The organism is Saccharospirillum salsuginis, assembly GCF_014651855.1.
Taxonomy (GTDB): domain Bacteria; phylum Pseudomonadota; class Gammaproteobacteria; order Pseudomonadales; family Natronospirillaceae; genus Saccharospirillum; species Saccharospirillum salsuginis.
Map to the genome: position 1 here is coordinate 321310 of NZ_BMXR01000004.1, position 26134 is coordinate 347443.

The window sequence follows — 26134 nt, forward strand, 5'->3', positions numbered from 1 at the left end:
GAACGCATTGCCCGAGAATCGGACCATTGCCACGTCGGCGGCCGATGTCGTTATCACTCTTCGGCCCTACAGTTACACTCATACCAACAACACTACCGCCCCGGTCACCAACAAATTCACCAAAGTCAGCGGCAAACACACCAGCCACCCGAAACTCATCACCCGGTCGTACCTCGGCCTTGGCAACGACGCCCGAATCAAAATAAAGAACATCAAAAAGAACCCGGTCTTCAACGCAAACCAGACGACCGGCGGCAGGATCGGCCCCAACCAGCCCCCGAAGAACAAGGTCGCGATCAGCGCTGATATCAGCACCATGCCGACGTATTCGCCGATGAAGAACAGCCCGAATTTCATGCTCGAGTACTCGACGTGGTAGCCGTCGGCCAGTTCCTGCTCGGCCTCGGGCTGGTCGAACGGGTGGCGGTGGGTGACGGCGATGCCGGCGATCAGGAAGGTGCAGAACCCGAAGAACTGCGGGACGATGAACCAGAGCCCGGCCTGCGCTTCGACGATCTCGCGCATATTGAAGCTGCCGGTGATGGCGACGATGCCCATCAGCGAGAGGCCCATGAACACTTCGTAGCTCACCGTCTGCGCCGAGGCGCGAATGGCCCCGAACAGGGCGTATTTGTTGCCGCTGGCCCAGCCGCCGAGCAGCACGGCGTAGACGTTGAGCCCCGCCATGGCGAGGAAAAACAACAGCCCGATGTGCAATTCGGCGATGCCCCACCCCGGGGTGATCGGAATAATAATGAAAGCCAGCAGCAGCGAGGCCATAGCCAGGCCGGGGGCGAGCACGAACAGCACCCGATTCGCGAACGGCGGTATCCAGTCTTCCTTGAAGAAGATCTTGATCATGTCCGCCACCAGTTGCAGCGAGCCGAACGGGCCGACCCGGTTGGGGCCGTACCGGTCCTGCCAGAGCCCCAGCAGGCGGCGTTCGATGACGGTCAGCAGCGCGCCGAGCAAGACCACAACCAGCAAAATCACCAGGGCCTTGGCCATGGCGATCACGGCGGCTTCGACCGTGGGCGTCCACCAGTTCATACCGTGCCCTCCTTCGTCGTCAGCCGCACCCAGTCGCCATGGACCAGGCTGGTTTCCAGGCCGGCCGGCAGAGCGACTACCCCGTGGGGCAGCCCGTCATCGGGCTCGACCCGCATTTCAACGGTCAATTCGCCCTGTTGCAGCGCGATTCGGTCGCCCTCAATCGTCGACAGTGTAGCCAAATCATCCGGGTGCAGGCGCACACAGGGCTCGGCAGAGCGCACTTGGATGGGCTCGGCGCGGCTGGATGTCTCCTCGCCGCCGAACAGACGCGGCAGGATGCACAACTGCCATTGCCCTTCCCGGACCTGGAACGGTGCCGGGATATTCGGCGAGTACCGGTGCAGATGCCCGGACGGTTCGATCAACCGAACGCCCGGGTCGCCCCCGCTCAGATGCCCGCCGACTTCATCGGTGAATTTGTTCCAGGCCTGGGGCGAGTTCCAGCCCGGCGCCCAGGCGAATGGCACGTCCCGACGCGGACGGTCGTGACCGTAATAGCCTTCCATCGAAAACGCGAACGGCGTGTCCGTATCCTGCTCCGGCCGGGGCTCGCTGACGTTCAGGTTGGCCCGCATGGCGGTGCGCCCGCTGTAGCGGTGCGGCGCGCGGGAATAGCGCATACCGTCTACACGGTAGTCGGAATCAGGCGCTATTTGCTGCAGTGGCGACAGGGACGGATGCGCCATGGCACAAGCCTCGGTGGCCGCATCCAGGTTGATGTCCGCCACCGGGTGGCGCAGTTCGTTGTTGCGAATGGCGTGCAACCAACGCCAGCTTTCGTGGATCCGGGTCTGGGGCCGTTGATAGGCCGGGTCGTACACTTGATAGAACCGCTGCGCCCGACCCTCCAGGGAGACCAGGGTGCCGTCGCCTTCCGCGAAACTCGCCGCCGGGAACGCCAGATCGGCCCGGTCCAGCGTGCGGGTGGCCTGATGGTCGAGCACCACGACCGCGTTGGCCATGTTCAGGGCGGTATCGATCGGCTCCGCCGGTAACCGTTGATACAGATCGTTCTCGAGGATGACCACCGCATCGGCATCGTTGTGGTGCAGGGTTTCCAGCGCCCATTCCAGCGTGTGCCCGCCCATCAGACCGAGGCCTGTGGTGTTGGCCTCGCGGCGGACCAGCAACAAACTGCCCTCGCCTTCCCGTTTGGCCAGCGCGTGGGCGACGCTGCCGGCCGCTTCGAGTATCGCGGTCGATTGCAGCGAACCGCCGCTGACGACGAGCGGGTTGTGGGCGTCCAGCAAGGCCTGCCCGATGCGTTCGGCGGCCTCGCGCATGGCGTCGTCCAGGTCCGGCACCTCGGGGGCCTTGGGGTCGAGTGCATGGGCGACGGCGAACCCGAACCGGGCGATGTCGTCCGGCGCCAGCGACCAGTGCCCGGTGGCGATGCCGTCGAGCCCGGTGCGGGTCGGGTAAGCCGTGTACAGCGGGTGGCCGGCGTCCTGCCCCAGGGTTTTCACCGCCTCGGCGTTCCATTCCGGAATGCCCCGCTCCCCGGCCAAATCGAACTGCAGGCCGAGCACCGCCTGGCGGACCGACAGCCCGACCCGGGCCGCGCTTTCGATCAGGTCCTCGCCGAGGACAAAGACCGCGTCGTGGTCTTCCACCTGGCGCAGCGTCGGTGTGGTCAGCCCGCATTCGCGGTTCAGCGTCTCCATCAGGCGGACGCAGTCCCATTCCGCTCGGGCGATGCCGGTCGAGAAATTCTCCGCCCCGACCAACAGGCGGAGCTGATGATTGCTCTCCAGACTGGCACGCGGCGAGCCGATGCCGATGATGCGGCGCGATTGGCGCAACAGGTCTCCGGCCCGGTCCAGCGCCGCATCGACGCTCAGATCGACCGGATCGGTCGAGCGTGATTCCCGCCAGCGCGGCACCAGCGGCCGATCGGCGCGGTTCACATAGCCATAACCGAACCGGCCCCGATCGCACAGGAAATAGCGGTTCACGCTGCCGTTGTACCGGTTCTCGATGCGGCGGATCGAGCCATAGCGCTCGCCCGGGCTCGTGTTGCAGCCCACCGCGCACTGGTGGCAGATGCTCGGCGCGAACATCAGGTCCCACTTGCGGGTGTATTGTTCGGAATGGGTCTGGTCGGTAAACACCCCGGTCGGGCAGACCTCGGTGAGATTGCCGGAGAACGGGCTTTCCAGGGTGCCGTCTTCGTAGCGGCCGAAATAGACATTGTCGTTCGCCCCGAACGCGCCCAGATCCTCACCGCCGGCGTAGTCGTTGTAGAACCGCACGCAGCGGTAACAGGTGATGCAGCGGTTCATCTCATGGGCGATGAACGGGCCCAGATCCTGGTTGCGGTGGGTGCGCTTGCGGAAGCGGTAACGGCGCCGGTCGTGGCCGGTCATCACCGTCATGTCCTGCAGGTGGCAATGGCCGCCTTCCTCGCAGACCGGGCAATCGTGCGGGTGGTTGATCATCAGCCACTCGATGACTTCGCCCCGGAACTCTTTCGCCTGGGCGTTCTCGATGGAAATGCGGGTCTGATCGGCCGCCGGCGTCATGCAGGCCATGGTGAGCGTGCCTTCGGTATCGTGCTCATCCTGATACTGGATCACCGCGCACTGACGGCAGGCCCCGACACTGCCCATGGCCGGATGCCAACAGAAATACGGCAGGTCCAGCCCTTTCGACAGGCAGGCTTGCAACAGATTGTCCTGTTCATCCACCTCGTAGGGGTGGCCGTCTACAAAGATTGTCGCCATGACCTGTTGTGCCTCTTAAAAGATCAAAAGATCCCCTCATCCCGGTCTTCTCCCCCCGGGAGAAGGAGCAACCCCATCAATCCCCTCTCCCTCCGGGAGAGGGCTAGGGAGAGGGGACGCCGCAGGCGTCAGAAAAAGCCCCCTCATCCCAGCCTTCTCCCCCAGGAGAAGGAGCAAAGGTCGCGCAGGGGACTGCGCTCCTACAGGGTTCGTGCCTTAGACTTCACCCAGCGGCACAGTCTCCACTCCCGCCGGCCCCTTCTTCCGCCCAACCCCGGCCTCAAACTCCTCCCGGAAAAACGTCAACGCACTCTCCAACGGCATCGCCGCCCCGGGCGCATGCGCGCAAAACGTCTTACCGGGCCCGAGATCCCGGGCCAGCATCTCCAATATCTCGATATCGCCTTCTTCACCCTCGCCCTTCTCAAGCGCCCGCAGCAATTTGACGGACCAGGGCAATCCATCCCGACAGGGGGTACACCACCCGCAGGATTCCCGAGCGAAGAACTCCTCCAGATTCCGCAACAAGCCGACAATGCTCTGCTCTTCCGTCACCACCGTCAGCAAGCCGGTGCCCAGTCGGCTGCCCGCGTTGCCGATGGAGTCGAAATCCAGCGGCAGGTCCAGGTGCTCCGGCAACAACAAACCGGTACTGCCACCACCCGGCAACCAGGCTTTCAGTTTGGCCCCGTTCCGGATGCCCCCGGCCCGGTCCAGGATCTCCGCCCCGGTGGTGCCCATGGGCAGTTCCCAGAGGCCGTTCTTCTCCGCCCGGCCGGAGACGCCGAACAGCTTGGTGCCGCCATCGCTGCTGCGGTCCCCGGAGAGGTTCAGGTACCAGTCCGCGCCGTGTTCCAGAATCGCCGGTACGTTGCACAGGGTTTCGACGTTGTTGACCACGGTCGGCTTGCCCCAGGCGCCGGACTGGCCGGGGAACGGTGGTTTGGCGCGGGGGTTGGCGCGTTTGCCTTCCAGGGAATTGATCAGCGCGGTTTCTTCGCCGCAGATGTAGCGCCCGGCGCCGGTGTGCAGCACGATGTCGAAATCGAACCCGCTGCCGGCGATATTGTCGCCGAGCCAGCCCGCCTGGCGGGCCTCTTCCAGCGCCTGTTGGATCGATTGGGCGGCCTCGATGTATTCGCCGCGCAGGAAGATGTACCCCAGTTTCGAGTTGTTCGCGTAGGCGCCGAGGATCATCCCCTCGATCAGCAGATGCGGTTGCTGCTCCATCAACAGCCGGTCCTTGAAGGTGCCGGGTTCCATCTCGTCCGCGTTGCAGACCAGGTAGCCGCGCGGGTAACCTTCGCCGCGCAACGTCAGGCTCCATTTCAGGCCCGCCGAGAAGCCGGCACCGCCGCGACCGCGCAGGTTCGCGGTCTTCAGGGACTCAATGACGTCGTCCGGCGACTGCCCGTTCAGCGCGGTTTTGACTACCGTGTAGCCGTTTTTGGCCTCGTAATCCGCCAGATCGACCCGTTCGCCGGTGTCTTTCAGCCGCCAGGTGAGCGGATGCGTCTCCGCCTTGCGCTCGCTTTCGGTCTGGTGCAACCGGCTCCGGTAGCGGACGCGATTCACGGTTCCGGGGGTGCCGTCGGTCATGAATAGCCCTCCAGCAGCTCGGCCAGGTCTTTCGGGGCGACCGGGCCATAGGTGTCGTCGTCGATCATCATCGCCGGGCCTGAATCACAGGCGCCGAGGCAGCAGACCGGCAACAGCGTGAAACGGTTGTCCGGCGTGGTCTGCCCGTACTGGATGCCGAGGTGGTCGAACAGCGCATCGCGCAGCATCTCGTAGTCTGTCAGGTAACAGGAACTGCTGTCGCACACCAGAATGACGTGCCGGCCGACCGGCTGACGGAAGATCAGGCTGTAAAAGGTGGCCACGCCCTCCACCGCCGCCGGGCCGACGCCCAGTTCGCGCGCGATGGCCGGAATGGCCGCATCCGGCACCCAGCCGTGACGCCGCTGGACGATCTTCAACGCCTCGATGCAGGCCGCCTGCGGCTGCTCGAAATGCCCCAACTCCGCCTGAATGGCCGCCCGGTCGTCCGGGTGCAGTTCGAAGCCGTCGGTCGCCAGTGTCTTGTCAGCCTGCTCACTCATAATCGATCCATCCGGTTAACGGTCCACATCGGCCATGACAAAATCGATACTGCCCAGGTGCGCGATCAGATCCGGTATAAAACCGCCGCGCATCACGGACGGGATCTGCTGCAGATGCGGAAAACTCGGCGTGCGGATGCGGGTGCGGTAACTGGTGGTGCCCCCGTCCGACGTCAGGTAATAGCTGTTGATGCCCTTGGTCGCCTCGATCATCTGCAGCGACTCGTTCGGTTTCAGGACCGGCCCCCAGGAGACCGACAGGAAATGCGTGATCAGTGTCTCGATGTGCTGCAGCATCCGCTCGCGCGGCGGTGGCGTGGTCAGCGGGTGGTCCGCCTTGTAATCGCCGGTCGGCATGTGGTTCACGCACTGCTGGATGATGCGCAGGCTCTGGCGCATCTCCTCGATGCGCAGCATGCCCCGGTCGAACACATCGCCGTTGGAACCGAGCGGCACGTCGAAATCGAAATTCTCGTAACCGCCGTAAGGCCGCTGCTTGCGCAGATCGAAATTGCACCCGGTCGCGCGCAGGTTCGGCCCGGTGACGCCCCAGTCCAGCGCCTCCTGGGTGGTGTAGGCCGCGATGTGGCGGGTGCGCTCGCGTACGATGGCGTTGGTCATCATCGTGCTTTCATACTCGTCCAGTCGCTTGGGCATCCAGTCCAGAAAGCCCTGGACCAGTTTTTCCCAGCCCTTGGGCAGGTCGTGCGCGGTTCCGCCGATGCGGTACCAGGCCGGATGCATCCGGAAGCCGGTGATGCCCTCGATGACCTCGTAGCCCTTCTGCCGGTCGGTGAAGGTGAAGAACACCGGGCTCATGGCGCCAATGTCCTGCAAATAGGTACCGAGGAACAGCAAATGGCTCGTGATGCGGAACATTTCCGCCATCATCACGCGGATGGTCTCGGCGCGTTTCGGTACCGTGATGCCGGCCAGTTTCTCGACCGCCAGCACATACGGCAGGTTGTTCATCACCCCGCCGGTGTAGTCGATGCGGTCCGTGTACGGGATGTAACTGTGCCAGGACTGGCGCTCGGCCATTTTCTCCGCGCCGCGGTGGTGGTAGCCGATGTCCGGCACGCAATCGACGATTTCCTCGCCGTCCAATTGCAGCACGAGGCGAAACGCCCCGTGCGCCGAAGGGTGGTTCGGGCCCAGGTTCAGGAACATGAACTCGCTGCCGTCGCGCTCACGCGCCATGCCCCACTCTTCCGGCACGAACCGCAGTGCCTCCTGCTCTTTATCCTGCCCTTCCACGGTGAGGCTGTACGGGTCGAACTCGGTGGCGCGGGCTGGGTAATCCTTCCTTAATGGGTGGCCGGTCCAGGTGGGCGGCATGATCAGCCGCGTGAGGTGCGGGTGGTTCTGGAAGGTGATGCCGAACAGATCCCAGACTTCGCGCTCGTACCAGTTGGCGTTCGGGTAGATAGCGCTGATGGACGGCACCGCCATGTCCCGCTCGTCGATCGGGACCTTGATCATGATGTCGTCGTTCCGCTCGATGGAGAGCAGATGGTAGAAGACGGTGAAATCCGCCTCCGGCAGGCCATCGCGATGGCTGCGGAAGCGTTCGTCGAGCGCGGAGAGGTCGAACAGCATCGAAAACGGCTGTTCCAGATCCCGCAGCCAACCCATCACCGCCGTCAGGATGCCGGGGTTCACCCACACCACCGGCACACCGGTAAGCGTGGGCTGCACGCACAGCACATCCGGCCCGTAGCGGGCGGTCAACTCGTGAACCAAGGGTGACTCCCCGAGCCCCCGGGTCGACATGGCTTCGACCTGCGAGACGGTACCCTCTGGGGTCTGACTCATGATCGTCCGTTCATCCTTACCCTGCCCTGGAGCAGGGACATTGAAGGTCGTTCAGAGACTGTCTGGACTGCGTAACTCAGTAGCCTGAATGCGCCGGTCCCGCAGGGTTTCCCGCTGGGACGGCATGTCGGCCCGATACACGCCCTGGTCTCCCACGACCCAGGACAGCGGGCGCCGTTCTTCTTGTATGGAATCCTGCAGTAATTGCAGCCCCTGCAGGAAGGCTTCGGGCCGCGGCGGGCAGCCCGGCACGTACACATCGACGGGCAGGAACTTATCGACCCCCTGCACCACCGAATAAATGTCGTACATGCCTCCGGAATTCGCGCAGGACCCCATGGAGATGACCCACTTGGGCTCCAGCATCTGGTCGTACAATTGTTGGATGACCGGCGCCATTTTGATGAAACAGGTGCCGGCGATGACCATGAAATCCGCCTGGCGCGGAGAGGCGCGGATGACTTCGGACCCGAAACGGGCGATGTCGTGCGGTGAGGTGAAGGCGGTGGTCATCTCCACGTAGCAGCAGGAAAGACCGAAGTTGTAGGGCCAGAGCGAGTTCTTGCGCCCCCAGTTGACCACCGAATTGAGAACGTCTTCCAGCTTGCCGGTGAAGACATTGCGTTCCAGCTGGCGCTTCACCGGGTCTTCCACCCGTTCCCGCTTATCGAGCGGATACCGGGCATTGGCCTCGGCGACAGCGTCGTCGGCTCGTGTCAGAGTGTAACCCATACACTTCCTCCCTCGCCTGTGAACGAAAGTCGATCAGACAATGCCAGTTCTCTGGCGCTTATCCAACCAACGAGGCGCGACCGGGCGCTCTACATCGTTCGAGCCCGTCGCTGGCCCTCCGCATTACCCCCTTGGGGGCAATGTAACACCCTGTAAGTGATGGCGTTCCCGTCCAATCTAGCAGCAGGTTGCGGCAAATGCGAATAATCGATCAAAAACCGTTCAAAATCAGCCCCATGGGCACGCAGACGCCGACCTCGAGTGGAATGACACTGGCGTCACCCTAACGGTAGACCAAACAAGAACAGCCAGACCGACCGCCTGGCTAAAGAGAAAATGGACGATTAAGACGCGCGAGCGGGAGCCCGCGACGGCTTGGACCGGTTACCCGGCGCCCAATCCAAGGCCCCGACCCGGCTGTCGTACAGCAGACCGACAAGCAGGATAAAAATAAAGATCGCCGCCCCCCAGAAACCGCTCCACCCCACCTCGCGGACCGATACCGCCCAGGCGAACAGGAACACGGCTTCGATATCGAAGATGACGAACAGCATAGCCACCAGGTAGAACTTCACGGAATAGCGCTGACGGGCACTGCCCGCCCCAAGAATGCCGGATTCGAACGGGATGTTCTTCTCCCGCCCACGGCTGCGGCCGCCCAGGAAATGGGACAGCCCGATCATCAGCAGAACCAGGCCGAAGACGGCGACAATGAAAAACCCTGTCGCCCATTGTTGTGCGGAAAGGGTGATGGCGTCTGTGCTCATGGTGCCCTCAACTGATCGTGATTCCATGCTTCGAGTGAGGCGTCCCGTTCAAGCTAGCAGCTTGGTTGGGGAAATGCTAATTGCTGGTGTTAAATCGATTGAGTTGTCTGGATTACATGCTGATCAAAATTCAATCTATGAAGACTCTTGCTGCAAATGATCCCGGATATCCAGCTGGTTTATAAACAATTAGCAAGAAAAACAGCCTGTTAGGCAACCCCATCGACTCTGTATTAGGTACCCCAACGTCGTTAATATATATGCGGCTCCTAAGCCTTAAGCCCGGTAGGCTAAACCTGAAGAAGTAGTCTTGATCAAGGTGCCACCGTCAAAATTTAATGAAATCAGTCGTTTATAACCCTCTACCAAGTATGCCAATATGAGGTAAACGACGCGTGTGGAAACCATGTACTAAAATCATAAAAGCAGGTCAATAATTGAACAAAGAGCAACTAAAACAACTGGAAGACGACCTCTGGGCCGCCGCAGACAACCTGCGCGCCAATTCCGACCTTAAAGCCTCGGAATACAGCACGCCCGTGCTGGGGCTTATCTTCCTCAAGTTCGCCGATATCAACTACCGGCGCCACGAAGAAGCCATTCTCAAGGAATACCAGAAGCTCAAAGGCACGCGCCGGGAGAAATCCCTGAATGAAATCGCCGTGGCTAAGTGTGGCTTTTACCTGCCCGATCACGCCCGCTACAGCCACCTGCTGAATCTGCCCGAGAGCCAGGACATCGCCAAGGCCATTGAAAAGGCGATGGAGGCCATCGAGGAGTACAAGCCCGAGCTGCAGGGTAGCCTGCCCAAGGACGAGTATTACCGACTGACCCGCACGCAAGAGACGAAACTGCTGCCCTTCGATCTGCTGCGTCAGTTCGACAATATCCCAGACGACGCTACCGGCGATGTGTTCGGCCAGATCTATGAGTACTTCCTGGGCAAGTTTGCCCTGTCCGAAGGCCAGGGCGGCGGGGAGTTCTTTACCCCTCGCTCGGTGGTGCGGCTGATGGTGGAGATCATCGAGCCCCACGGCGGCACCGTGTTCGACCCCGCCTGTGGTTCTGGCGGTATGTTTGTACAATCGGCGCAGTTTATTGAAAAGCACAAGAAAGAGTACGAAGCCCAGGGCGAAGACACCAGTGTGTTTGTCTCCGGGCAGGAGAAAAGCTCGGAAACCGTTAAACTGGCGCGTATGAACCTGGCTGTTAACGGCCTGCGCGGGCAGATTCTGCAGGGCATCTCCTACTACGACGATCACTTCGATTCGTTCGGCAACTTTGACTATGTACTGGCCAACCCGCCGTTTAACGTGGATGAAGTGTCGCTCTCCGGCGTGGAAAAAGACCCGCGCTTTAACACCTACGGCATTCCCCGCAAAAAGACCAAGGCGAAAAAATCCGAACAGGGCAAAGAGACAGTGCCCAACGCCAACTACCTGTGGATCAACCTGTTCGCCACCTCGCTGCGCGAACCGGATAACAAGCACCCTGGCGGTCGCGCGGCGCTGGTTATGGCCAACTCCGCCTCGGATGCGCGCCACTCCGAGGCGGATATCCGCCAGACCCTGATCGAAAACAACCTGATCTACGGCATGCTCACCCTGCCGTCGAACATGTTCTACACCGTCACCCTGCCCGCTACCCTGTGGTTCTTCGACAAGGGCAAGACGGACGATCGCATTCTGTTTATCGACGCGCGCAATATCTTTACCCCCATCGACCGTGCCCACCGCGAATTCTCGGAAGAGCAGATCCAGAATATCGCCATGATCAGCCGCCTGCACAAGGGCCGCAGCGATGAATTCGTGGCACTGGTCGACCGCTATTTCGAGCAGGGCATGGCGCGCCTGGCGGAGAACCAGAAACAGGTGGAGCCAGTGGCCGAACAACTGCTGGCGGTTCTGGACGATAAGGCTGGTGAACAAGCAGTGACCAGTTTGGTGGACACCTGGAAAGGCCTCGCCCCTCTGCAAAAAGCCTGGGCCGCCTACCAGAAAAAACACACGGCCAAAGCCACCGCCGACAAAAAGAACCGCGCCCAACACGAGCTGCGCGCCACCTTCGACCCGTTCTTTAACGCCCTGCACGACAGCCTTAAACAGATCGACAAAGCCGTGCGCCGCCACGAAAAAAACCTGGCGGAAGCCGCCAAACAGGCCGGCAAACGCCAGAGCAGTGATCGCGCCACTAAGCAACTGAAAACCGCGTTGGAGGAACTGCACAAGGAAGTGAAAAACGCCGAAAGCAGCTTTGGCCATATCCACTGGTTGCAGGAGCGCTTTCCCGAGGCGAAGTACGAGGATGTCACCGGCTTGTGCAAACTGGCTGATCTAGAGGAAGTAAAAGAGCAGGATTATTCGCTGAATCCGGGGCGCTATGTGGGTGTAGTGATTGAGGAGGATGGTAAGACGGAGGAGGAGTTCCTAGACGACATCCTTGAATTAAATAAACGACTCACTAATTTGACGTCAGAGGCTACCAAGCTCAGCAAGGTTATTAATTCCAACATCTCAAAGGTTTGGGAAGGCTCATGAGAAATTGGAATGACGTGCCCTTTGTCGATCTGTTGGTCGAAAGCCGCGATGGTGAGTGGGGAAAGGGGGAGCCTGAAGTAGGCCATACCGAAGCTGTCCTTATTCGAGGTACAGACTTTGCAGGTATAAACGAACCTGATCAAAACCTGCCCCGTCGATGGATAAAAAACCATTTGGTCGAACGCAAAAAGCTTCAGCCAGGTGATATTGTTTTCGAGATGGCTGGCGGCACTTCCACTCAATCGACAGGCAGAAGTGCGCTCCTAAAGAGGGCATTTTTCGACAACAATAGTCCTTTACCTGCTGTCTGCGCCAGTTTTAGTCGTCACTTACGAATAGATCAGTCAAAATTCTGCTCAGAATTCGTTTACTACCTCCTGCAAAGTCTACACACATCTGGTTACATGGGTGTATTTCACATCCAACATACCGGTGTCGCGCGCTTTCAGTACTCATCGTTTAAGAAACATACCGTTCTTAAAATCCCTAACCTACATCATCAACGCAAAATCGCCGCCATATTGACGGCCTACGACGATCTGATCGAAGTCAACAAGCGTCGCATCGCGCTGTTGGAAAATATGGCCGATGAAATCTATCGTGAATGGTTTGTACGACTGCGGTTTCCTGGTTATCAGAACACCGGTTTTACAAAAGGTGTGCCAAAAGGGTGGGACTTCGTTCCGATACTCGAAGCATCAAGAATCCAATATGGGAAAAACTTACCTACATCTCAGCTTATTAGTAATGGGGAGTTCCCTGTATATGGCGCGGCGAAAATCATTGGTCGTTACTCAAAGTTTACCCACGATCATCGCACTATTGCTTTGGGGTGTCGCGGAAGCGTTGGAGAAGTAAAAATTACACATCCGAAAAGCTACATCACCAATAACTCATTCTCTGTCGAACCACTTGAAAAAACTGGTTTCTTCTGGCTGTACCACACTCTCAAGCTACGAGGTTGTAAAGACGTTATCGGAGGATCAGCGCAACCCCAAATAACCCTTGAAGGCATAAAGTCTATCAAACTCTTGATGGCCGACGAGGTACTACGAGACAACTTTGAAGAGCTATGTGAACCTATATACGGTCTAAAGTGGCATTTGGATAATCAGTTAGAAGTCCTGACCAAAACCCGCGACCTCCTCCTCCCACGCCTGATCACTGGCAAGCTGTCCGTGGAAGACCTGGATATCCAGTTCCCGCCCAGCATGCAGGAAGCTGCGGCTAACCAGGAGTCTCAGCCGGAGGCCCGCCATGCCTGAACCTGCGGCCGATTGTAGCCTAGAACATCGGCAGGCCCCGGTGACTGTTCAAAAAGAGGCAAATCTGAGAAGATGGTTTATGAACTGCTCAAAATAGCCCAATATTGAGCAGGTTTACCGCTAACTCGTAGGAACCGATGCCATGGTGCTGACCATCCGCGAACACTTTCCCCCCCGGGGGCCGCTGGAGACGCCGGCGGTGCTGCGGGCGCTGGTGGCGGCGCATCGGCATCTGGCGGAGCTAAAAGGTGTGGCGCGCAGCATCCCCAACGAGCGGCTGCTGGTATCCACCCTGTCGCTGCAGGAGGCGCAAAGCAGCTCGGAAATCGAGAACATCATCACCACTCAGGACGCGCTCTACCGCTATCAGGTACAGCCCGGCTCGGTGGACCCCGCCAGCAAGGAGGTCGCCTGGTATGCCCAGAGCCTGGAGGTGGGTTTTCGGGCGGTACGCGCTTCCGGGCTGTTGCGCCTGAGTACCATCCTTGAGGTGCAGGCCACGCTGGAGGGCAATGACGCCGGCTTGCGCCGCACGCCCGGCACGGTGCTGAAGAACGAACGCACTGGCGAGGTGGTATTTGAACCGCCCTCGCCCGAGCAACTGCCTGCCCTGATGGAGGAGCTGGTGAGCTGGATCCATGCCGACGAGGGCGAGGGCCTGGACCCGCTGGTGCGAATGGCCGTCATGCATCACCAGTTCGAGACCATTCACCCGTTCTATGACGGTAACGGCCGCACCGGGCGCATTCTCAACATCCTGTTTCTGGTGTGCGCCGGGCTGTTGGACTCGCCTATCCTCTACCTGAGCCGCTACATCAGTCAGACCAAAGTGGGATATTATGCCGAGTTGCAAAAAGTTCGAGACACCGGCGAATGGGAAGGCTGGCTGCTATACCTGCTGCGCGGCGTGGCAGTGACGGCTCGCCACACCACCGCGCTTGTGGAACAGATCGCCCGCCTGCTGCAAAAACAAAAGCACGATATTCGCGCCCACTACCGATTTTACAGCCAGGATTTGATCAACAATATTTTTTACCACCCTTATACCAAAGTGGCTTTTATCGAGCACGACCTGGGCGTATCACGTGCCACCGCTACCCGATATCTGGATGAGCTGGCCAAAGGTGGCATTCTCGACAAACACCGGTTAGGCCGCGAAAACTACTACATCAACAGGGAGTTGGTGCAACTGCTGTTCAATCTACCTCCCTTGGATATGGAAGGAGCGCCCTGACCCATGCCGAACTTCATGTCTGAAGACAACATCGAACAGGCCATGGTGCAACGGCTACAACACCTGTATGGCTATGACGTACTGGACTGTTATACCAGTGATGCTGCGGACATAAATGATGGTTCGGGGCGCGCAGACAAGCGCGAAGTGATTTTTCGCGATCACCTTAATACCGCAGTAGTGCGCTTAAACCCCGAAATTCCCGATATCGCGATAGACGATGCGCTGGATCAGGTCTGCGACCAACGTCAGGCCATGGCGACCATGGTGGCCAACCGCGAGCTGGATAGTCTAATTCGGGACGGCGTACGGGTCGAGTTCAAAGACAACAAGGGTCGTAACCGCAAGGAGCGAGTCAAATTAATTGACTTTGAAGAGCCGAAGAACAACCACTTTCTCGCGGTAACCCAGTTATGGATTCAAAGCACCGGTGCGGCGGCCAAGGCAGGCTATCGCAGACCGGATATTCTGCTGTATGTCAATGGTTTGCCCTTGGTGTTTATTGAGCTGAAGAACTCCAACGTCAAACTGCGCAGTGCCTACGACGACAATCTGACCAATTACAAGGCCGACATTCCGCAGCTGTTTCTCTCCAATGTGTTTTGTGTATTCAGCAACGGCCTGGAAACGCGCCTGGGTAGCTTGAGCGCAGAATGGGAACACTTCTTCCATTGGCTACGCCCGGAAGACGAGAAGGAAAAGATACGTCGCGACCAGATTCGAGAGCAAGGCACCAGTGCCGAGCGCTTTCTGCAGGGCTTGTGCGCCAAAGACAAGCTATTGGACTATGTGGAAAACTTTGTCATCTACCACAAGGGCACTCAGAAAATCATCGCCCAGAACCACCAGTTTATTGGGGTGAATAGGGGCTTCGCCAAGTTTCTACGCCGTGGAGAGTACGGCGGCAAACTCGGCGTATTCTGGCACACCCAGGGATCGGGCAAGAGTTTTTCCATGATTTTCTATACGCGCAAGATCATCCGCAAAGTCCCGGGCAACTTCAGTTTTGTGGTGGTGACCGACCGCGAAGACCTAGACGGGCAGATCTATCGCAATTTCCTAAACACTGAAACCGTCAAGAAAGCTGATGCTGCCCAGCCCAAAGACAGCGAACAAATGCGCGCTTTTCTCGGCCAGAACAAAAAACTGGTTTTTACCCTGATTCAAAAATTCCGTTGGCCCAAGGGCAAGCGCTACCCGCTGTTGTCGGATCGCGACGATATTATTGTGATAGTGGATGAAGCACATCGCACCCAGTATAAAACTCTAGCCGAGAACATGCGCGCTGGCCTACCCAATGGTCAGTACCTGGCCTTCACCGGCACTCCGCTGCTGGGGCGCGAGCGCAAGACCAACGAGTGGTTTGGTGACTATGTGTCGGAATACAACTTCAGTCAGTCCATGGACGACGGTGCCACTGTGCCGCTGTTCTACAAAAAGCGCGTGCCGGAAGTACTGAACCAGAACGAAGATTTGAGTGAAGAGTTCTACGAGATCCTGGAGGACGAAAATCTCGATGAGGCGCAACAAGAAAAACTGGAGCGACGCTTTGCTACGGAATTACAGGTAATAAAGCGCGACGACCGACTGGAAACCATCGCTCGGGATATTGTCTACCACTTTCCGCGCCGGGGGTATCTGGGCAAAGGTATGCTGATAGCGGTGGATAAGTACACCGCTGTGAAAATGTACGATAAGGTGCAACGCTTATGGAAAGCCGATATCAAAGCGCTACGTGGCGAAATCAAACAGTGTAAAGATGAGTTGCACAAAACACGTTTGAGAAAACAGCTGGAATGGATGCGCAAGGTTGAAATGGCGGTGGTGGTCAGCGCTGAGAATGGCGAGGAAAAAAAATTCGATGCCCAAGGGCTCGACATACGCCCGCACCGCAAACGTATGGACCAAGTAGACGCCCACGGTCATGACTTGGAGTATAATTACAAAGACCCGGAACACCCACTGCAGCTGGTGTTCGTCTGTGCCATGTGGTTGACCGGATTTGATGCGACAACCATCTCCACTCTATACCTCGACAAGCCCCAGAAAGACCACACCCTAATGCAGACCATCGCACGCGCTAACCGGGTAAGTTCACATCGCATCAATGGCGTGGAAAAGACAAACGGTGAAATAGTAGATTATTTTGGGGTATTCGGTCGACTCAGAAAGGCCATCAAGGACTATGGCCAGGGTATTGAAGGGGAAGATGAGCCGCCAGTTAAGGATAAAGATGAACTGTTTGCTCTGCTTACCGATGCCATTGAGCAAGCCCGCGCCTTTTGTGCCGAAATCGATATTGAAATCGATGCAGCGCTTGCAGCGGATGATGTGTTCAAGAAAGTCAGTCTGTTTGAGTCCTGGGCTGATAAATTACTCGCGAAAGATGAGTTGCGGCAGTCCTTCAAGGTATTTGAAAATACCATAACGGCGTTATATGAAGCCTGCAAACCGGAGATTTTAGGTAATCCAGTTGTTCGCAAAGTAGCCCTATTCCAGTACTTGCGCGGTGTCATAGACAGTATTGTCGATCAACATGACATTGATTCCGCCACCCGTAAGATAAACGAGCTTCTTGACGAAAGTGTGATTGTCGATGATCAGAAATTTGAGCATATTAAGGAGAAACCGGCCGATTGGAAAATCATACAAAAAGGCAAGACCTGGGATTTGAGTAAAGTTGATTTCGACAAACTCAAAGAAGATTTCCAACAGGCCACTTACAAAAATATCGAAATTGCTGATCTACGCGCCTTTCTGGAAAAGAAACTGCAGGATATGCTCAATAAAAACCGCACACGTCGCGATTTTGCCGAGCGTCTGCAGGAAATTATCGACAACTATAATTCGGGCAGTAGCTCGGCAGATGAATCTTTCGAACAACTTATGGAGGAAATGGCAGCCCTAAAGGAAGAAGAAAGCAGGCATATCCGTAAGGGGCTTACGGAAGATGAATTAGAAATATACGACCTTCTCTGTAAAGAAAATATGTCCAAATCTGAGGAGAAGAAAGTGCGCCTTGCAGCCAAAGCTTTGCTCAAGCGACTTACTGAGGAAAAGCCTAAAGTGCTGGTGCAGGACTGGTACAAGGACAGCCAAACGCGTCTTACTGTTCGTGATGAAGTAGGTGCTGTGCTGGATGATTACCTTCCAGAAGAAAGCTACGATAGAGACCTTTTTCTGCAAAAGCGCGACCGGGTTTTTGAATTGACATTGGATCTGGCTATCAATCATCAAAGATGGGCGGCATAGCAGTCCAAATTCCATTCAATTAAATAGCTCAGGCTCTTTTTAATCACTGCAATTCTGAATTGCTCCATTTATACGCTTTATTGGCATTGTGTGATTAATCGCTTGGAAGCGCATATTACGGAAACTCACTTCACATATTGATTAATGACGGCCTTTAGTTCTCGTTCGGTATTCAACATATCCGTAGCAATCTGAACTATTTTCTCACCGGGGGATATTAGATATATCAAAGACTTGTCCATATCGAACATATACAGCCATTTACTATTATCCTTGCCGTCCCAAGACCCAAAGTCAGATTCTCCGAGGTCTTTGTAGAAAGCTTCGAGCGGCTCACGATTGCAGGTTGTATCGTCGTTCCTTGTGATTAAATCTTCAATAAACGTAGCAAAGTCGCACCCTCGAACGTCCTGTAATTCTTCCAACGTAGGGTCACTACTCATATTCATCAAAGTAATATAGCCACTCCTCTCTGGGTGATCGTATTTAAACATTAGGATATCTACGCGGTCATTGTCTCCGCTCGACACCACCACGGAAGGGTTGGCGGGAATTGAAAAATCATATCCTGCGTACTTCACAAGCATCGAATCGTCTGCTTGGCAGGTACCCATGTATATCATCCCAAAAACGGCTAACAGTAGACGAATACACATTAAATCAGTCCCTCTAGAGCCATTCGAATTTCCGTTTTATAAACGGACTCGATTCTAACTTTGCAAATATGATACACGCTTGTGTTGCCTTCATTAATTCGTTGTGCCACTTTCCGGATTTGCTTCATTGCCCATTTCGGGTCCGGCCTTACTATACCTGCCGGTCTTGGCACCAAATCCATGCTGTCAGAACAGACATTCGCCTGGTCCAGTGCGTCCACTGCTACTCTTATGACCGATTCGTTTACTGTTTCCGGGGTCGCTGTTCCCCTACCCCAGAAAAAGTTGACCACCTTTGCCGCATGTTCCCGATCTGCTCTGTTAATGTCCATTTAGCCAGTCCCGCTTTTTAAAGAATTCAAAATATCAATTGGAATTGACAGCTTCTTACCTTCCTTCCGTCCATGAATCGGCATAGCTGATATTGCCATCCAGGTAGGTGTGAGTGATCTTCTCGTAACGGATTACAACATTCTCTATATGCGGAATTTTCTCTAACTCTGCTCGTTTGACATTCCCCATCTGCGGAGAATAGGTGTTGATCTTTACGCCTTCCAGTTCGTGTTGGTAATACTCTACTTCCTGGCCAGACTCGTCGATTTTGTACCAGCGAATAACAGCGCTGTTGAACCGTTGGCCATTGCAGCACGCTTTAAACAAGTAAGGTGAAGACGAATCGAATGCCTTTACGATGCTAATGCCCGCGTGTTTCCGGGTTCCGGTCAGTTCACCGGTGTCATTATCGGTAGGAATGTAGACGGCATGGTCGAATTCCAGAACCTCGATCGAGCCTTCACGCCCTGCTACGTTAACTGAGCCATGAATATCGTTGCCCTGCTCGTCCTTTAACCACATGTATGCCGGGATTGCCATATCTGATTTTCCTTTGTTCCGCTGTGTGAGTAAGGAATGATGGCATATAAAACAGGGTTAGGAAGTGATTCATATCACATTATTAAATGCTTTATGTGCAAACCATGCTGCCCCTTCAGCCAGTAGACCTAGATTTTCATCTTTGAATGGCTGTTAAAGGCGAGACTGGCACACTTCCTCTGTAATATGACGTAATGTCATTACTTCGGATTCCAGCCAATCCAGCTCTTCACGGGTGATTACATAGTGCTCGGAATAGCGGGCATCGACATAGGCGCGCTTCAGGCGTTGGAAGCAGCGACGGTGGAACTTGCTGTCAGCCGGAAACAACCTATAAAAACGCTCATCTTGCTGAGCGCAGAGTGACCGTAGATGTTTCAGGTTGTGTGTCTTGGGAAGGTAATTCGTACAGACCAACAATGCGCAATTAAACAGCCGCTCTGTGGTCTGGTGCAGCATGAATGCCGCGATACTGTAGTCTTCTCGGTCGATACAATGGCGATAATTGCTAAAAAACGATTCGGCCGTCTTAAACCAATGGTGGAAGTGTTTTTCAGCGATCTCCTTTCGCTCATCCTCGGTCAGCTTCCCCGGCATCGGTAATTCCCGCCCATTGGCGGAATACAGCTCAATGCCCTCCTCCCGAATATCCTTGAAAAAATAGTTTCCTTTCTGCAGGTGCTCGTTCACATCGGCAAGCGTGTGCACAATCAACCCCAGCGGGGCCTGCACGCGACGCTGAATCTTGTCCTCGGCCGTCTGCCAGACCTCGTATTCATCCACCACAGCGTTCTGGTTGACGATGACGAGGATGTCGTAATCGCTCAGGTAACCGTTGGCCGGGTCGTCCACCCAGGTGCCCTTGGCGTGGCTGCCGAACAGGATGATCTTAAGGATCCGGTAGTTCAGCTTGCTGCCGGTCTTGCCATCCAGGTACTCGTCCAGCGCATCGCGCAACACGGTGGCGATGGTCTGGATGTCCCGCTGTTTGCGTTCGGGCAGGTGGTCGAGGGTCGTTTTCATGGCGGTCATCTTACACCGCCCGGTTTGGGCTTGTCAGCTTGGCACGTCTGCAGGGTGTCTAAACGGCCGACCAGTGGCCGAAAGGCCAGGCGTTCGCGAGCGGTAAGGCGTTGAAAGCGGACAGATGTGCGCCCCTTTGGTTGCCAAATTTGTGATGCAGTCTACATTAATGGCGTCACCAAGACCCAATGCACAAGGAGGTCGCATGAACAACAGCCTGGTACGTCTTGCTCCAAATCTTAAGGGAACCGACTATTTCGTGGGTGACCTGTTCGGCCAATACACCCTTCTGAAAAAGGCACTCAGTAACGTCAATTTCGATATAAACCGCGATCGACTGATCTGTACCGGCAACATCATCGATTATGGTCCCGAAAGTCTTCAGATCGTTTCCTTGCTTAAGGAAAAGTGGTTTCACATGGTGCGAGGTGACCATGAACATCGGTTTATCGACGCCTTTTTGCACCTTGACCGTGCTGTTTATCACACGGTGTTGACCAAAGGGGGCACCTGGACCATACCGCTGAGCCAGTCCCGTCTCGAGCCCTTGGCCATTCAGTTTGCAAAAAGGCCTATTGCGCTGGAAGTCCCGATCAAGAATGCCATGGTCGGTGTCGTCCACGCCGATCCTCCCGGTTATTGGCCTTCGGTGAAATATCCGAGCCAGAGCTTGCTTAAGACCATGGTTGGCATCGATCCAGTATCCAACAACATTAGTCATGCTCCCGTTGTCCAGGGTATCGATAAGGTTGTTGTTGGTCACCGAAGCTTTGAATCGGTAACCGTACATTCCAATACCTGGTTTATCTACAAAAAGCTTGAGTCTGAAACCGACCTGCCAGAGCTGATATCGATGCATGATTTTCTGGCCGATGTGCCAGTGACAGCCTAATCGCAGGATCGGTGGCGGGTTCTACCAGGCCCGCCGATTCATGCGGTTGGCATACCGACGCGATTTGTGGCGAGCCATAAGCTTCGCCGACCGGTCCGTTGTGCGATGTGGCCAGGCTTGTCTACTCTACCCTTCTGTGAATTCGAGTCTGTTGGGAGGGCGCTGTCATGAGCGATGTCATCGTGCTGATCGGGTCCGGCGCTATTGGTTTGGCCATTGCCCGGCGCGTCAGCTCGGGCAAGCGGTTGTTGCTGGCCGACGTCAGCCAGGAGAACGCCGATGCGGCCGCGACAACACTGGGCGACGCGGGGTTCGACGTTCAGGCCGTGACTGTGGATGTCACCTCGCACGGGTCGGTCGAGGCGCTGGCGCATAAGACCACTGAAAGCGGTGATGTGACCGGCGTCATTCATGCCGCCGGGGTTTCCCCGTCGAGTGCGCCGGTATCCGTGATATTCCGGGTCGATCTTTACGGCACGGCGCTGGTGCTCGATGTGTTCGGTGGCGTCATCGCGAATGGCGGGTCGGGGTTGGTGGTCTCGTCGCAGGCCGGCCATCGGCTGGAGGCTTTCACGCCGGAACAGAACGAGCGTCTGGCCACCACACCGGTCGACCAACTGCTGGACCTGGACATGCTGCAACCCGAACAAGTCGACGAGCCGTTGCTGGCCTACCAGATCGCCAAGCGCGGTGCCTCGCTGCGGGTCGCCGCCGAAGCGCCCCGCTGGGCCGAGCGTGGCGCGCGGGTCAACGCCATCAGCCCTGGTTTTGTGGTTACGCCGTTGTCGCGGAAAGAGCTGGAAGGCCCCAATCGTGAGGCATATCAACGTATGCTGAAGGCCTGTGCGGGCGGCCGCCCCGGTACGCCGGACGAGATCGCCGCGCTCGGCGCCTTGATGATGGGGCCGGATGGCGGGTTCATCTCCGGTAGCGACTTTCTGATCGATGGGGGTGTTACCGCGGCCTATCGCTATGGCGACCTTGAGCTGTAACCGGGCTTGCACTCGCAACCATGTTGGCTGACGGTCGTTGCGGGGGCCATTAAGGGCAGCCCAACACTGTCATTGCCAGTCCGCATTCACCTTCTATACTCCAGCTCGTGGGTTTCCACATCTCACACAACCACGTCTGTGCCCAAGGAGGTACTATGAAGTACATTAAGACAGGCCTGATCTTCGTCGTCATGATGGCGACCATCGGAACCGCTTCAGCTCAGCGGGAATTCGACGAAATCTACAAGGAATGTGGCCTTGGCGCCATGCTGTTTCCTGACGATCCGATCATCGCGGTCATCACCAATGTCACCTGGGATTTGGGAACCACCGCCGTGATTTCCGAATTGTCCTCACCGGAAACCTGTAAAGGCAATGCGTCCAGCATGGCGGCATTTATTCTGGATACGCATCCGCAACTGGAACAGGACCTGACCGTGGGTGAAGGCACTCATCTGAGCTCTGTGATGACGTTGATGGGCTGTGAAGGCAATGCCGACGCCAGCCATGCGTTCCGTGCCAGCTTTGCGGAAGCCGTGGCGCAAGACGGGTACTTCGACGGGTCTGATTTCGACAAGTCCGAAACCCTCTACAACGCGGCGACTCAGATATCCGAGCAGTACTGCACCATCTGATCCGGCGATCAACGCCCGGAACGCGACCAACAGCCCCCGGTTCCGGGGGCTTTTTATTGGGTATTCTTTTACCATGAGACGTTTGGTATTCACCCTCGTCTGTATCGGCTGGTGTGTGGCCGCCCAGGCGTTGCCCACGGCACAGGCGGAAGACTCGCTGGAGCAGTTGGGGCGTTCGACCCAATGGGTGCGCCAGCTCTATCTGGAAACGAACGATGGCCGGCCCAGTCGCCCCCGGATCACCGACCGGGGCTTTTATCTCAGTGACGGGCCACTCATCGATCCGGTTGCTGAACTTCGGGCCACCTACCGGGCCTTTTTTGAATCGTCTGCGTCGATGGGCGATGCCCATCCGATCTGTGAATACCCGTCCCGCTACCTGTTTCTGACCTCGGCTCTGAATCGACCTCGCGATGTGGACGTGCTGGCGGACTGCCCGGCGTTCCGGAATTGGTCCCAGTGGGAAGGTGACCCTCGTGTCGTGGTGGTCATGGTCGACGGTTACTACGGCAATCCGGCCTCTTCCTTCGGCCATCTGATCGTCCGCCTGGGTTCGCAGGACACGAATAAACGCCTGCTGGACACCAGCATCAATTACGGTGCGCGTATTCCCGAAGGCGAAGGCCCTCTGACCTATATCGCCAAGGGGCTGACCGGCGGCTATCAGGCCTCGTTCACGCGGGAGGATTTTTACCGCCAGGACCTGGTGTATACCCGCACTGAACACCGCGATATGTGGAACTACGAACTGAACCTGAACCCGGAGCAGAAACGACAGTTCGTGGCACACTTGTGGGAGTTGTTGGGGCACCCGACCACGTATTATTTTGTGAAGAACAACTGTGCGTTCGCCGTCGCCGAAACGCTTGAATTCGTGCTGGACCGGGACATTGTGGACCAGGATACCGGCTGGTACCCGCCGGTGGCCCTGTTTCAGACACTGGAGGATCTGCACCGCCAGCCCGACAACGAGATCATTGCCTCGCGCGAATTCGTGCCGTCACAAAAGCGCAAACTGGATGCCATCATCGCCTCGCTCTCGGATGACGAAGCCGATCGGGTTCAATCCTTCATCGACGATCCGGACCAGGATCTGGAACGCCGCCTAGCCGACCGCTCGCCAGAAGAAGCGGCGGTCATTCTCGAGGCGCTGATCGAATACTACGACTATCTGATCGAGGGCTACCCGGAACGGGGAACCCAACTCTATGACCAGCGCCGTCGACTGCTGGTGGCGCGTCTGGGTTACCCACCGGGCCGGGCCTTGACGGTCGAACCGGTACCGCCGGGTACACCCACCGGGCAAACGGCCAAGACCCGCCGCCTGGAGATCGCTGCCGGTTCGCAGGGTGAACAAGGGGCCGCTCTGTTGGGGTTTACCCCCTTTCAAACGGCACCGACCGACCTCGGGAACCCGGACCTGTCCGAACTGACGCTGCTCGGCACTCGCGTGTCCGTGGCCGACCGGGTTTCACTGGACGACCTGACGCTGATTCGGGTGTCGCAACGCAGCGACGTGCGACAGGCGATTCCCGGTCAATGGCCGATCAGTTGGACCCTGGATGTCGGAGCGGACTGTCTGACGCACTGTGGTGTGAGCGAAGGGGTTCGCCTTCGGGCCGGCATCGGGCACAGCCTGAGCCTGGATTCGAGCCTCGTCAGCGTTCTCGTGTATGGGCACCAGGCCGGGCGGCGTTTCTCATTGGATGCCGTACTCGAAGCCGGCTGGGCGGAACGGTCGGGGTGGTCACTGGTGACGGAAGTCGGCTATCGCCAAGCGATCGGCCCAGTGGGCGGTTCCACCGGACTGGCCAGTCTGGTAGGCCGTTATTCGGTATCGACGTCCAACAGTATGGTTACCTCCATTCACTTCGAAGACAGCCAATTTGAGGGGCGTATCGGCTGGGTCTGGCACCTGCGATAGGCGGCTTTTACTTCGGTAGCGGCTCTCTCGTCGAAGGTGGTATTGCTCGGGGTTATAGGCTGGAGGTCCCGGTCTCGTTGAGGTAAGGTCCTTTTTTAACGAACCGGCCTATTGATTAACGGCTCTCCCTGTAATGCTTACGTTGCATGGAAGAAAGCACCATTGTCCCCCTCAATGGGGGTAGTTAAGGAATGCAGTATGAAGCACATAATATCCATCGCGATTATCCCTTTCCTGACGACAGCCTGTCTGGATGTCGATCAACTTGCGGACAAACCTGAAGAAGACGAGTCTGCAAACACCACCGAGACCGAAGACACTCAGACCGAATCGGAGACAGACCCTGATACAGGGTCGGACGGTGAGGAGACTGATCCGGACGATGGCTCTGATGGCGAAAAGGAGGAAGAAGCCAAGCTCCCTAAGCTTGATTTCCCCATCACCGCTGCCAACAGAATAAAAATCGACCATCAGGTTCGGGAATATATCGAGCAAACGGAGGTCATGGAACTCCATTCCATCTCTGAGTCATGGTTTGCTCTGTACCATGACGAACATCCAGAAAATGAGATGGACTCAACCCCGGAAAAAGTGACCTGGGAACAATCCAGATGCACAGATGGCCTCATGACTCTGGTGCTCGAGTCTAACGATTTCGATACGTCCACCAATGCATTCCAAGCCTCCGGTCAGTCTTCATTGGGCGTGATTTATGAAGCGTGCAATATGCGCTTGTCGTCGGATAATTACATCCTATTTGATGGCGTTTTGAGTTATCAGATGACCTGGGACGGATACTCTACGGCAGAGGACAGCGTCGACAACCTGCTGATGACCCATAGGTTCGACAGTGTTTCCTTCACCAATGTAAACGGTGACGAAACGGAGGATTCATTCATCGCAGGTTGGACCGAGACTAAACTGGACCCGCTCAAGACCGTCCAAACCATGAGCTTGATCGTCAGTGAATCGAGTCTCGACGATCAATACGTCAAATTAGAAACGACAACAGACATCGTCTATAACCATGGCGATGGTTATCCCTCAACCGGGGCTGTTTCGGTAACCGGCGGCAATGACACACACGCGGAATACACCATCGTCGCGAACGGCGTGGAAGTGTCCGTCAACGGTGCACAACCGGTTCTGGTAACCTGGTCGGACTTTATGGCGGACGACGATGGCACGAACTGAAGCCGTGCTGCAAAACCGCTGCAGCAGCTGCCATACCGAGCTGACCAGCGACCCGGGCCGACTGCTGAACCCCGCACAGTGGCTGCGGTTGTCAGGTGACCTGACCGTGTTGGAAACCCGTTTGACCCGGCACCCTCGTCGCATGCCTCCGGGTGAGCCATTGAACGCCGGGGAACTCGATACCCTGCTCCAGGCTATACAGGAACGGCCCACACCGACCGGGGGCGGTTGACGGCTCCCGATCGAAGATCGCCCCGCGGCTGGGCGATCCCCCTCCTCTTTCCCCTGTCTCCGATCATCATCCACCAGTGTGCTGCGGTTGATGCTGGCTGGTTCCCGCAAGCTTGCTAGACTGGAGCGGCTGGCATCATTTTGTTGGGTGTCACCCTAGGCAAGGCCATCTGTACTCCATCGGCGCCGGCGCTCATGGAGGTTAGGCATCAAACCGTCTAACCAGGGGAGATC

At 57.0% G+C, this 26134-nt stretch carries 20 protein-coding genes; 10 read left to right on the top strand and 10 right to left on the bottom strand.

Annotated features, from left to right (window positions below; all coding sequences use genetic code 11):
- Nucleotides 1-78: 78 nt before the first annotated feature.
- The 7 genes from nuoH to ndhC all read right to left on the bottom strand — a co-directional run bounded on the left by nuoH (nt 79) and on the right by ndhC (nt 9192).
- On the bottom strand, nt 79-1050 hold the full coding sequence (gene nuoH / locus IE111_RS09955) for an NADH-quinone oxidoreductase subunit NuoH (RefSeq protein ID WP_189608398.1): 972 nt from the start codon (nt 1048-1050) through the stop codon (nt 79-81).
- Nucleotides 1047-3776 carry an NADH-quinone oxidoreductase subunit NuoG gene (nuoG, locus tag IE111_RS09960; RefSeq protein ID WP_189608399.1) on the bottom strand — a complete coding sequence of 910 codons (2730 nt, stop codon included), beginning with the start codon at nt 3774-3776 and terminating at the stop codon, nt 1047-1049. Before nuoG ends, nuoH begins: the two co-directional genes overlap by 4 nt.
- A 216-nt stretch (nt 3777-3992) precedes the next feature.
- Nucleotides 3993-5375 (bottom strand): NADH-quinone oxidoreductase subunit NuoF, encoded by a 1383-nt coding sequence (nuoF, locus tag IE111_RS09965; protein WP_189608400.1) that lies wholly within the window; start codon nt 5373-5375, stop codon nt 3993-3995.
- On the bottom strand, nt 5372-5878 hold the full coding sequence (nuoE, locus tag IE111_RS09970) for an NADH-quinone oxidoreductase subunit NuoE (protein WP_189608401.1): 507 nt from the start codon (nt 5876-5878) through the stop codon (nt 5372-5374). Before nuoE ends, nuoF begins: the two co-directional genes overlap by 4 nt.
- 15 nt (nt 5879-5893) lie before the next feature.
- The gene (gene nuoC / locus IE111_RS09975) at nt 5894-7651 is read right to left on the bottom strand and encodes an NADH-quinone oxidoreductase subunit C/D (RefSeq protein ID WP_189608528.1); all 1758 of its coding nucleotides are present in this window, start codon (nt 7649-7651) and stop codon (nt 5894-5896) included.
- A gap of 93 nt (nt 7652-7744) precedes the next feature.
- Complete coding sequence (locus IE111_RS09980; protein ID WP_189608402.1) at nt 7745-8425, bottom strand: NuoB/complex I 20 kDa subunit family protein; 681 nt, start codon at nt 8423-8425, stop codon at nt 7745-7747.
- Nucleotides 8426-8769: 344 nt separating this feature from the next.
- Nucleotides 8770-9192, bottom strand: a complete 423-nt coding sequence (ndhC, locus tag IE111_RS09985; RefSeq protein ID WP_189608403.1) for an NADH-quinone oxidoreductase subunit A — start codon at nt 9190-9192, stop codon at nt 8770-8772.
- A 437-nt stretch (nt 9193-9629) separates the two neighbouring features.
- On the opposite strand from ndhC, the gene IE111_RS09990 reads away from it, so the two are divergent.
- The 4 genes from IE111_RS09990 to IE111_RS10005 all read left to right on the top strand — a co-directional run bounded on the left by IE111_RS09990 (nt 9630) and on the right by IE111_RS10005 (nt 17480).
- The gene (locus IE111_RS09990; RefSeq protein ID WP_189608404.1) at nt 9630-11729 is read left to right on the top strand and encodes a type I restriction-modification system subunit M; all 2100 of its coding nucleotides are present in this window, start codon (nt 9630-9632) and stop codon (nt 11727-11729) included.
- Nucleotides 11726-12994 (top strand): restriction endonuclease subunit S, encoded by a 1269-nt coding sequence (locus IE111_RS09995; RefSeq protein ID WP_189608405.1) that lies wholly within the window; start codon nt 11726-11728, stop codon nt 12992-12994. The genes IE111_RS09990 and IE111_RS09995 overlap by 4 nt, the downstream gene beginning before the upstream one ends.
- Before the next feature lie 142 nt (nt 12995-13136).
- A complete protein-coding gene (locus IE111_RS10000) occupies nt 13137-14228 on the top strand; it encodes a Fic family protein (RefSeq protein WP_189608406.1) in 1092 nt (363 codons plus the stop codon).
- Between the two features lie 3 nt (nt 14229-14231).
- Nucleotides 14232-17480, top strand: coding sequence for a type I restriction endonuclease subunit R (locus tag IE111_RS10005; protein WP_189608407.1), 3249 nt, complete (start codon nt 14232-14234; stop codon nt 17478-17480).
- 125 nt (nt 17481-17605) lie between these two features.
- Here the strand turns inward: IE111_RS10005 and IE111_RS10010 are convergent, their stop codons facing one another.
- The 3 genes from IE111_RS10010 to IE111_RS10020 form a co-directional block, all read right to left on the bottom strand.
- Nucleotides 17606-18067, bottom strand: a complete 462-nt coding sequence (locus IE111_RS10010; RefSeq protein ID WP_194523966.1) for a hypothetical protein — start codon at nt 18065-18067, stop codon at nt 17606-17608.
- A 456-nt stretch (nt 18068-18523) separates the two neighbouring features.
- Nucleotides 18524-19009 carry a type VI secretion system tube protein TssD gene (tssD, locus tag IE111_RS10015; RefSeq protein WP_189608409.1) on the bottom strand — a complete coding sequence of 162 codons (486 nt, stop codon included), beginning with the start codon at nt 19007-19009 and terminating at the stop codon, nt 18524-18526.
- Nucleotides 19010-19162: 153 nt separating this feature from the next.
- Nucleotides 19163-20032 carry a HEPN domain-containing protein gene (locus tag IE111_RS10020; protein ID WP_189608410.1) on the bottom strand — a complete coding sequence of 290 codons (870 nt, stop codon included), beginning with the start codon at nt 20030-20032 and terminating at the stop codon, nt 19163-19165.
- A gap of 205 nt (nt 20033-20237) precedes the next feature.
- On the opposite strand from IE111_RS10020, the gene IE111_RS10025 reads away from it, so the two are divergent.
- The 6 genes from IE111_RS10025 (at nt 20238) to IE111_RS10050 (ending at nt 25901) form a co-directional block, all read left to right on the top strand.
- The gene (locus tag IE111_RS10025) at nt 20238-20924 is read left to right on the top strand and encodes a metallophosphoesterase (protein ID WP_189608411.1); all 687 of its coding nucleotides are present in this window, start codon (nt 20238-20240) and stop codon (nt 20922-20924) included.
- Nucleotides 20925-21091: 167 nt separating this feature from the next.
- Entirely contained in the window at nt 21092-21916 is an 825-nt protein-coding gene (locus IE111_RS10030) for an SDR family oxidoreductase (protein WP_189608412.1), read from the top strand.
- Between the two features lie 155 nt (nt 21917-22071).
- Nucleotides 22072-22551 carry a DUF3015 family protein gene (locus IE111_RS10035; protein ID WP_189608413.1) on the top strand — a complete coding sequence of 160 codons (480 nt, stop codon included), beginning with the start codon at nt 22072-22074 and terminating at the stop codon, nt 22549-22551.
- 73 nt (nt 22552-22624) lie between these two features.
- Nucleotides 22625-24475 carry an Lnb N-terminal periplasmic domain-containing protein gene (locus tag IE111_RS10040; protein ID WP_189608414.1) on the top strand — a complete coding sequence of 617 codons (1851 nt, stop codon included), beginning with the start codon at nt 22625-22627 and terminating at the stop codon, nt 24473-24475.
- A 198-nt stretch (nt 24476-24673) separates the two neighbouring features.
- On the top strand, nt 24674-25669 hold the full coding sequence (locus IE111_RS10045) for a hypothetical protein (protein WP_189608415.1): 996 nt from the start codon (nt 24674-24676) through the stop codon (nt 25667-25669).
- Nucleotides 25656-25901 carry a hypothetical protein gene (locus IE111_RS10050; RefSeq protein ID WP_189608416.1) on the top strand — a complete coding sequence of 82 codons (246 nt, stop codon included), beginning with the start codon at nt 25656-25658 and terminating at the stop codon, nt 25899-25901. The genes IE111_RS10045 and IE111_RS10050 overlap by 14 nt, the downstream gene beginning before the upstream one ends.
- The last annotated feature ends 233 nt before the right edge of the window (nt 25902-26134 follow it).

Excerpts from the sequence above, each read along its gene's own strand:
- IE111_RS10040 (WP_189608414.1), top strand. The coding sequence starts at position 22,625 with ATGAGACGTTTGGTATTCACCCTCGTCTGTATCGGCTGGTGTGTGGCC.
- IE111_RS09995 (WP_189608405.1), top strand. The coding sequence starts at position 11,726 with ATGAGAAATTGGAATGACGTGCCCTTTGTCGATCTGTTGGTCGAAAGC.
- IE111_RS10035 (WP_189608413.1), top strand. The coding sequence starts at position 22,072 with ATGAAGTACATTAAGACAGGCCTGATCTTCGTCGTCATGATGGCGACC.
- IE111_RS10010 (WP_194523966.1), bottom strand. The coding sequence starts at position 18,067 with ATGCTTGTGAAGTACGCAGGATATGATTTTTCAATTCCCGCCAACCCT.
- IE111_RS10020 (WP_189608410.1), bottom strand. The coding sequence starts at position 20,032 with ATGAAAACGACCCTCGACCACCTGCCCGAACGCAAACAGCGGGACATC.
- nuoH (WP_189608398.1), bottom strand. The coding sequence starts at position 1,050 with ATGAACTGGTGGACGCCCACGGTCGAAGCCGCCGTGATCGCCATGGCC.
- nuoC (WP_189608528.1), bottom strand. The coding sequence starts at position 7,651 with ATGTCGACCCGGGGGCTCGGGGAGTCACCCTTGGTTCACGAGTTGACC.
- IE111_RS10030 (WP_189608412.1), top strand. The coding sequence starts at position 21,092 with ATGAGCGATGTCATCGTGCTGATCGGGTCCGGCGCTATTGGTTTGGCC.
- ndhC (WP_189608403.1), bottom strand. The coding sequence starts at position 9,192 with ATGAGCACAGACGCCATCACCCTTTCCGCACAACAATGGGCGACAGGG.
- nuoF (WP_189608400.1), bottom strand. The coding sequence starts at position 5,375 with ATGACCGACGGCACCCCCGGAACCGTGAATCGCGTCCGCTACCGGAGC.
- IE111_RS10000 (WP_189608406.1), top strand. The coding sequence starts at position 13,137 with ATGGTGCTGACCATCCGCGAACACTTTCCCCCCCGGGGGCCGCTGGAG.
- nuoE (WP_189608401.1), bottom strand. The coding sequence starts at position 5,878 with ATGAGTGAGCAGGCTGACAAGACACTGGCGACCGACGGCTTCGAACTG.
- tssD (WP_189608409.1), bottom strand. The coding sequence starts at position 19,009 with ATGGCAATCCCGGCATACATGTGGTTAAAGGACGAGCAGGGCAACGAT.
- IE111_RS10005 (WP_189608407.1), top strand. The coding sequence starts at position 14,232 with ATGCCGAACTTCATGTCTGAAGACAACATCGAACAGGCCATGGTGCAA.
- IE111_RS09980 (WP_189608402.1), bottom strand. The coding sequence starts at position 8,425 with ATGGGTTACACTCTGACACGAGCCGACGACGCTGTCGCCGAGGCCAAT.
- nuoG (WP_189608399.1), bottom strand. The coding sequence starts at position 3,776 with ATGGCGACAATCTTTGTAGACGGCCACCCCTACGAGGTGGATGAACAG.
- IE111_RS10025 (WP_189608411.1), top strand. The coding sequence starts at position 20,238 with ATGAACAACAGCCTGGTACGTCTTGCTCCAAATCTTAAGGGAACCGAC.
- IE111_RS10045 (WP_189608415.1), top strand. The coding sequence starts at position 24,674 with ATGAAGCACATAATATCCATCGCGATTATCCCTTTCCTGACGACAGCC.
- IE111_RS10050 (WP_189608416.1), top strand. The coding sequence starts at position 25,656 with ATGGCACGAACTGAAGCCGTGCTGCAAAACCGCTGCAGCAGCTGCCAT.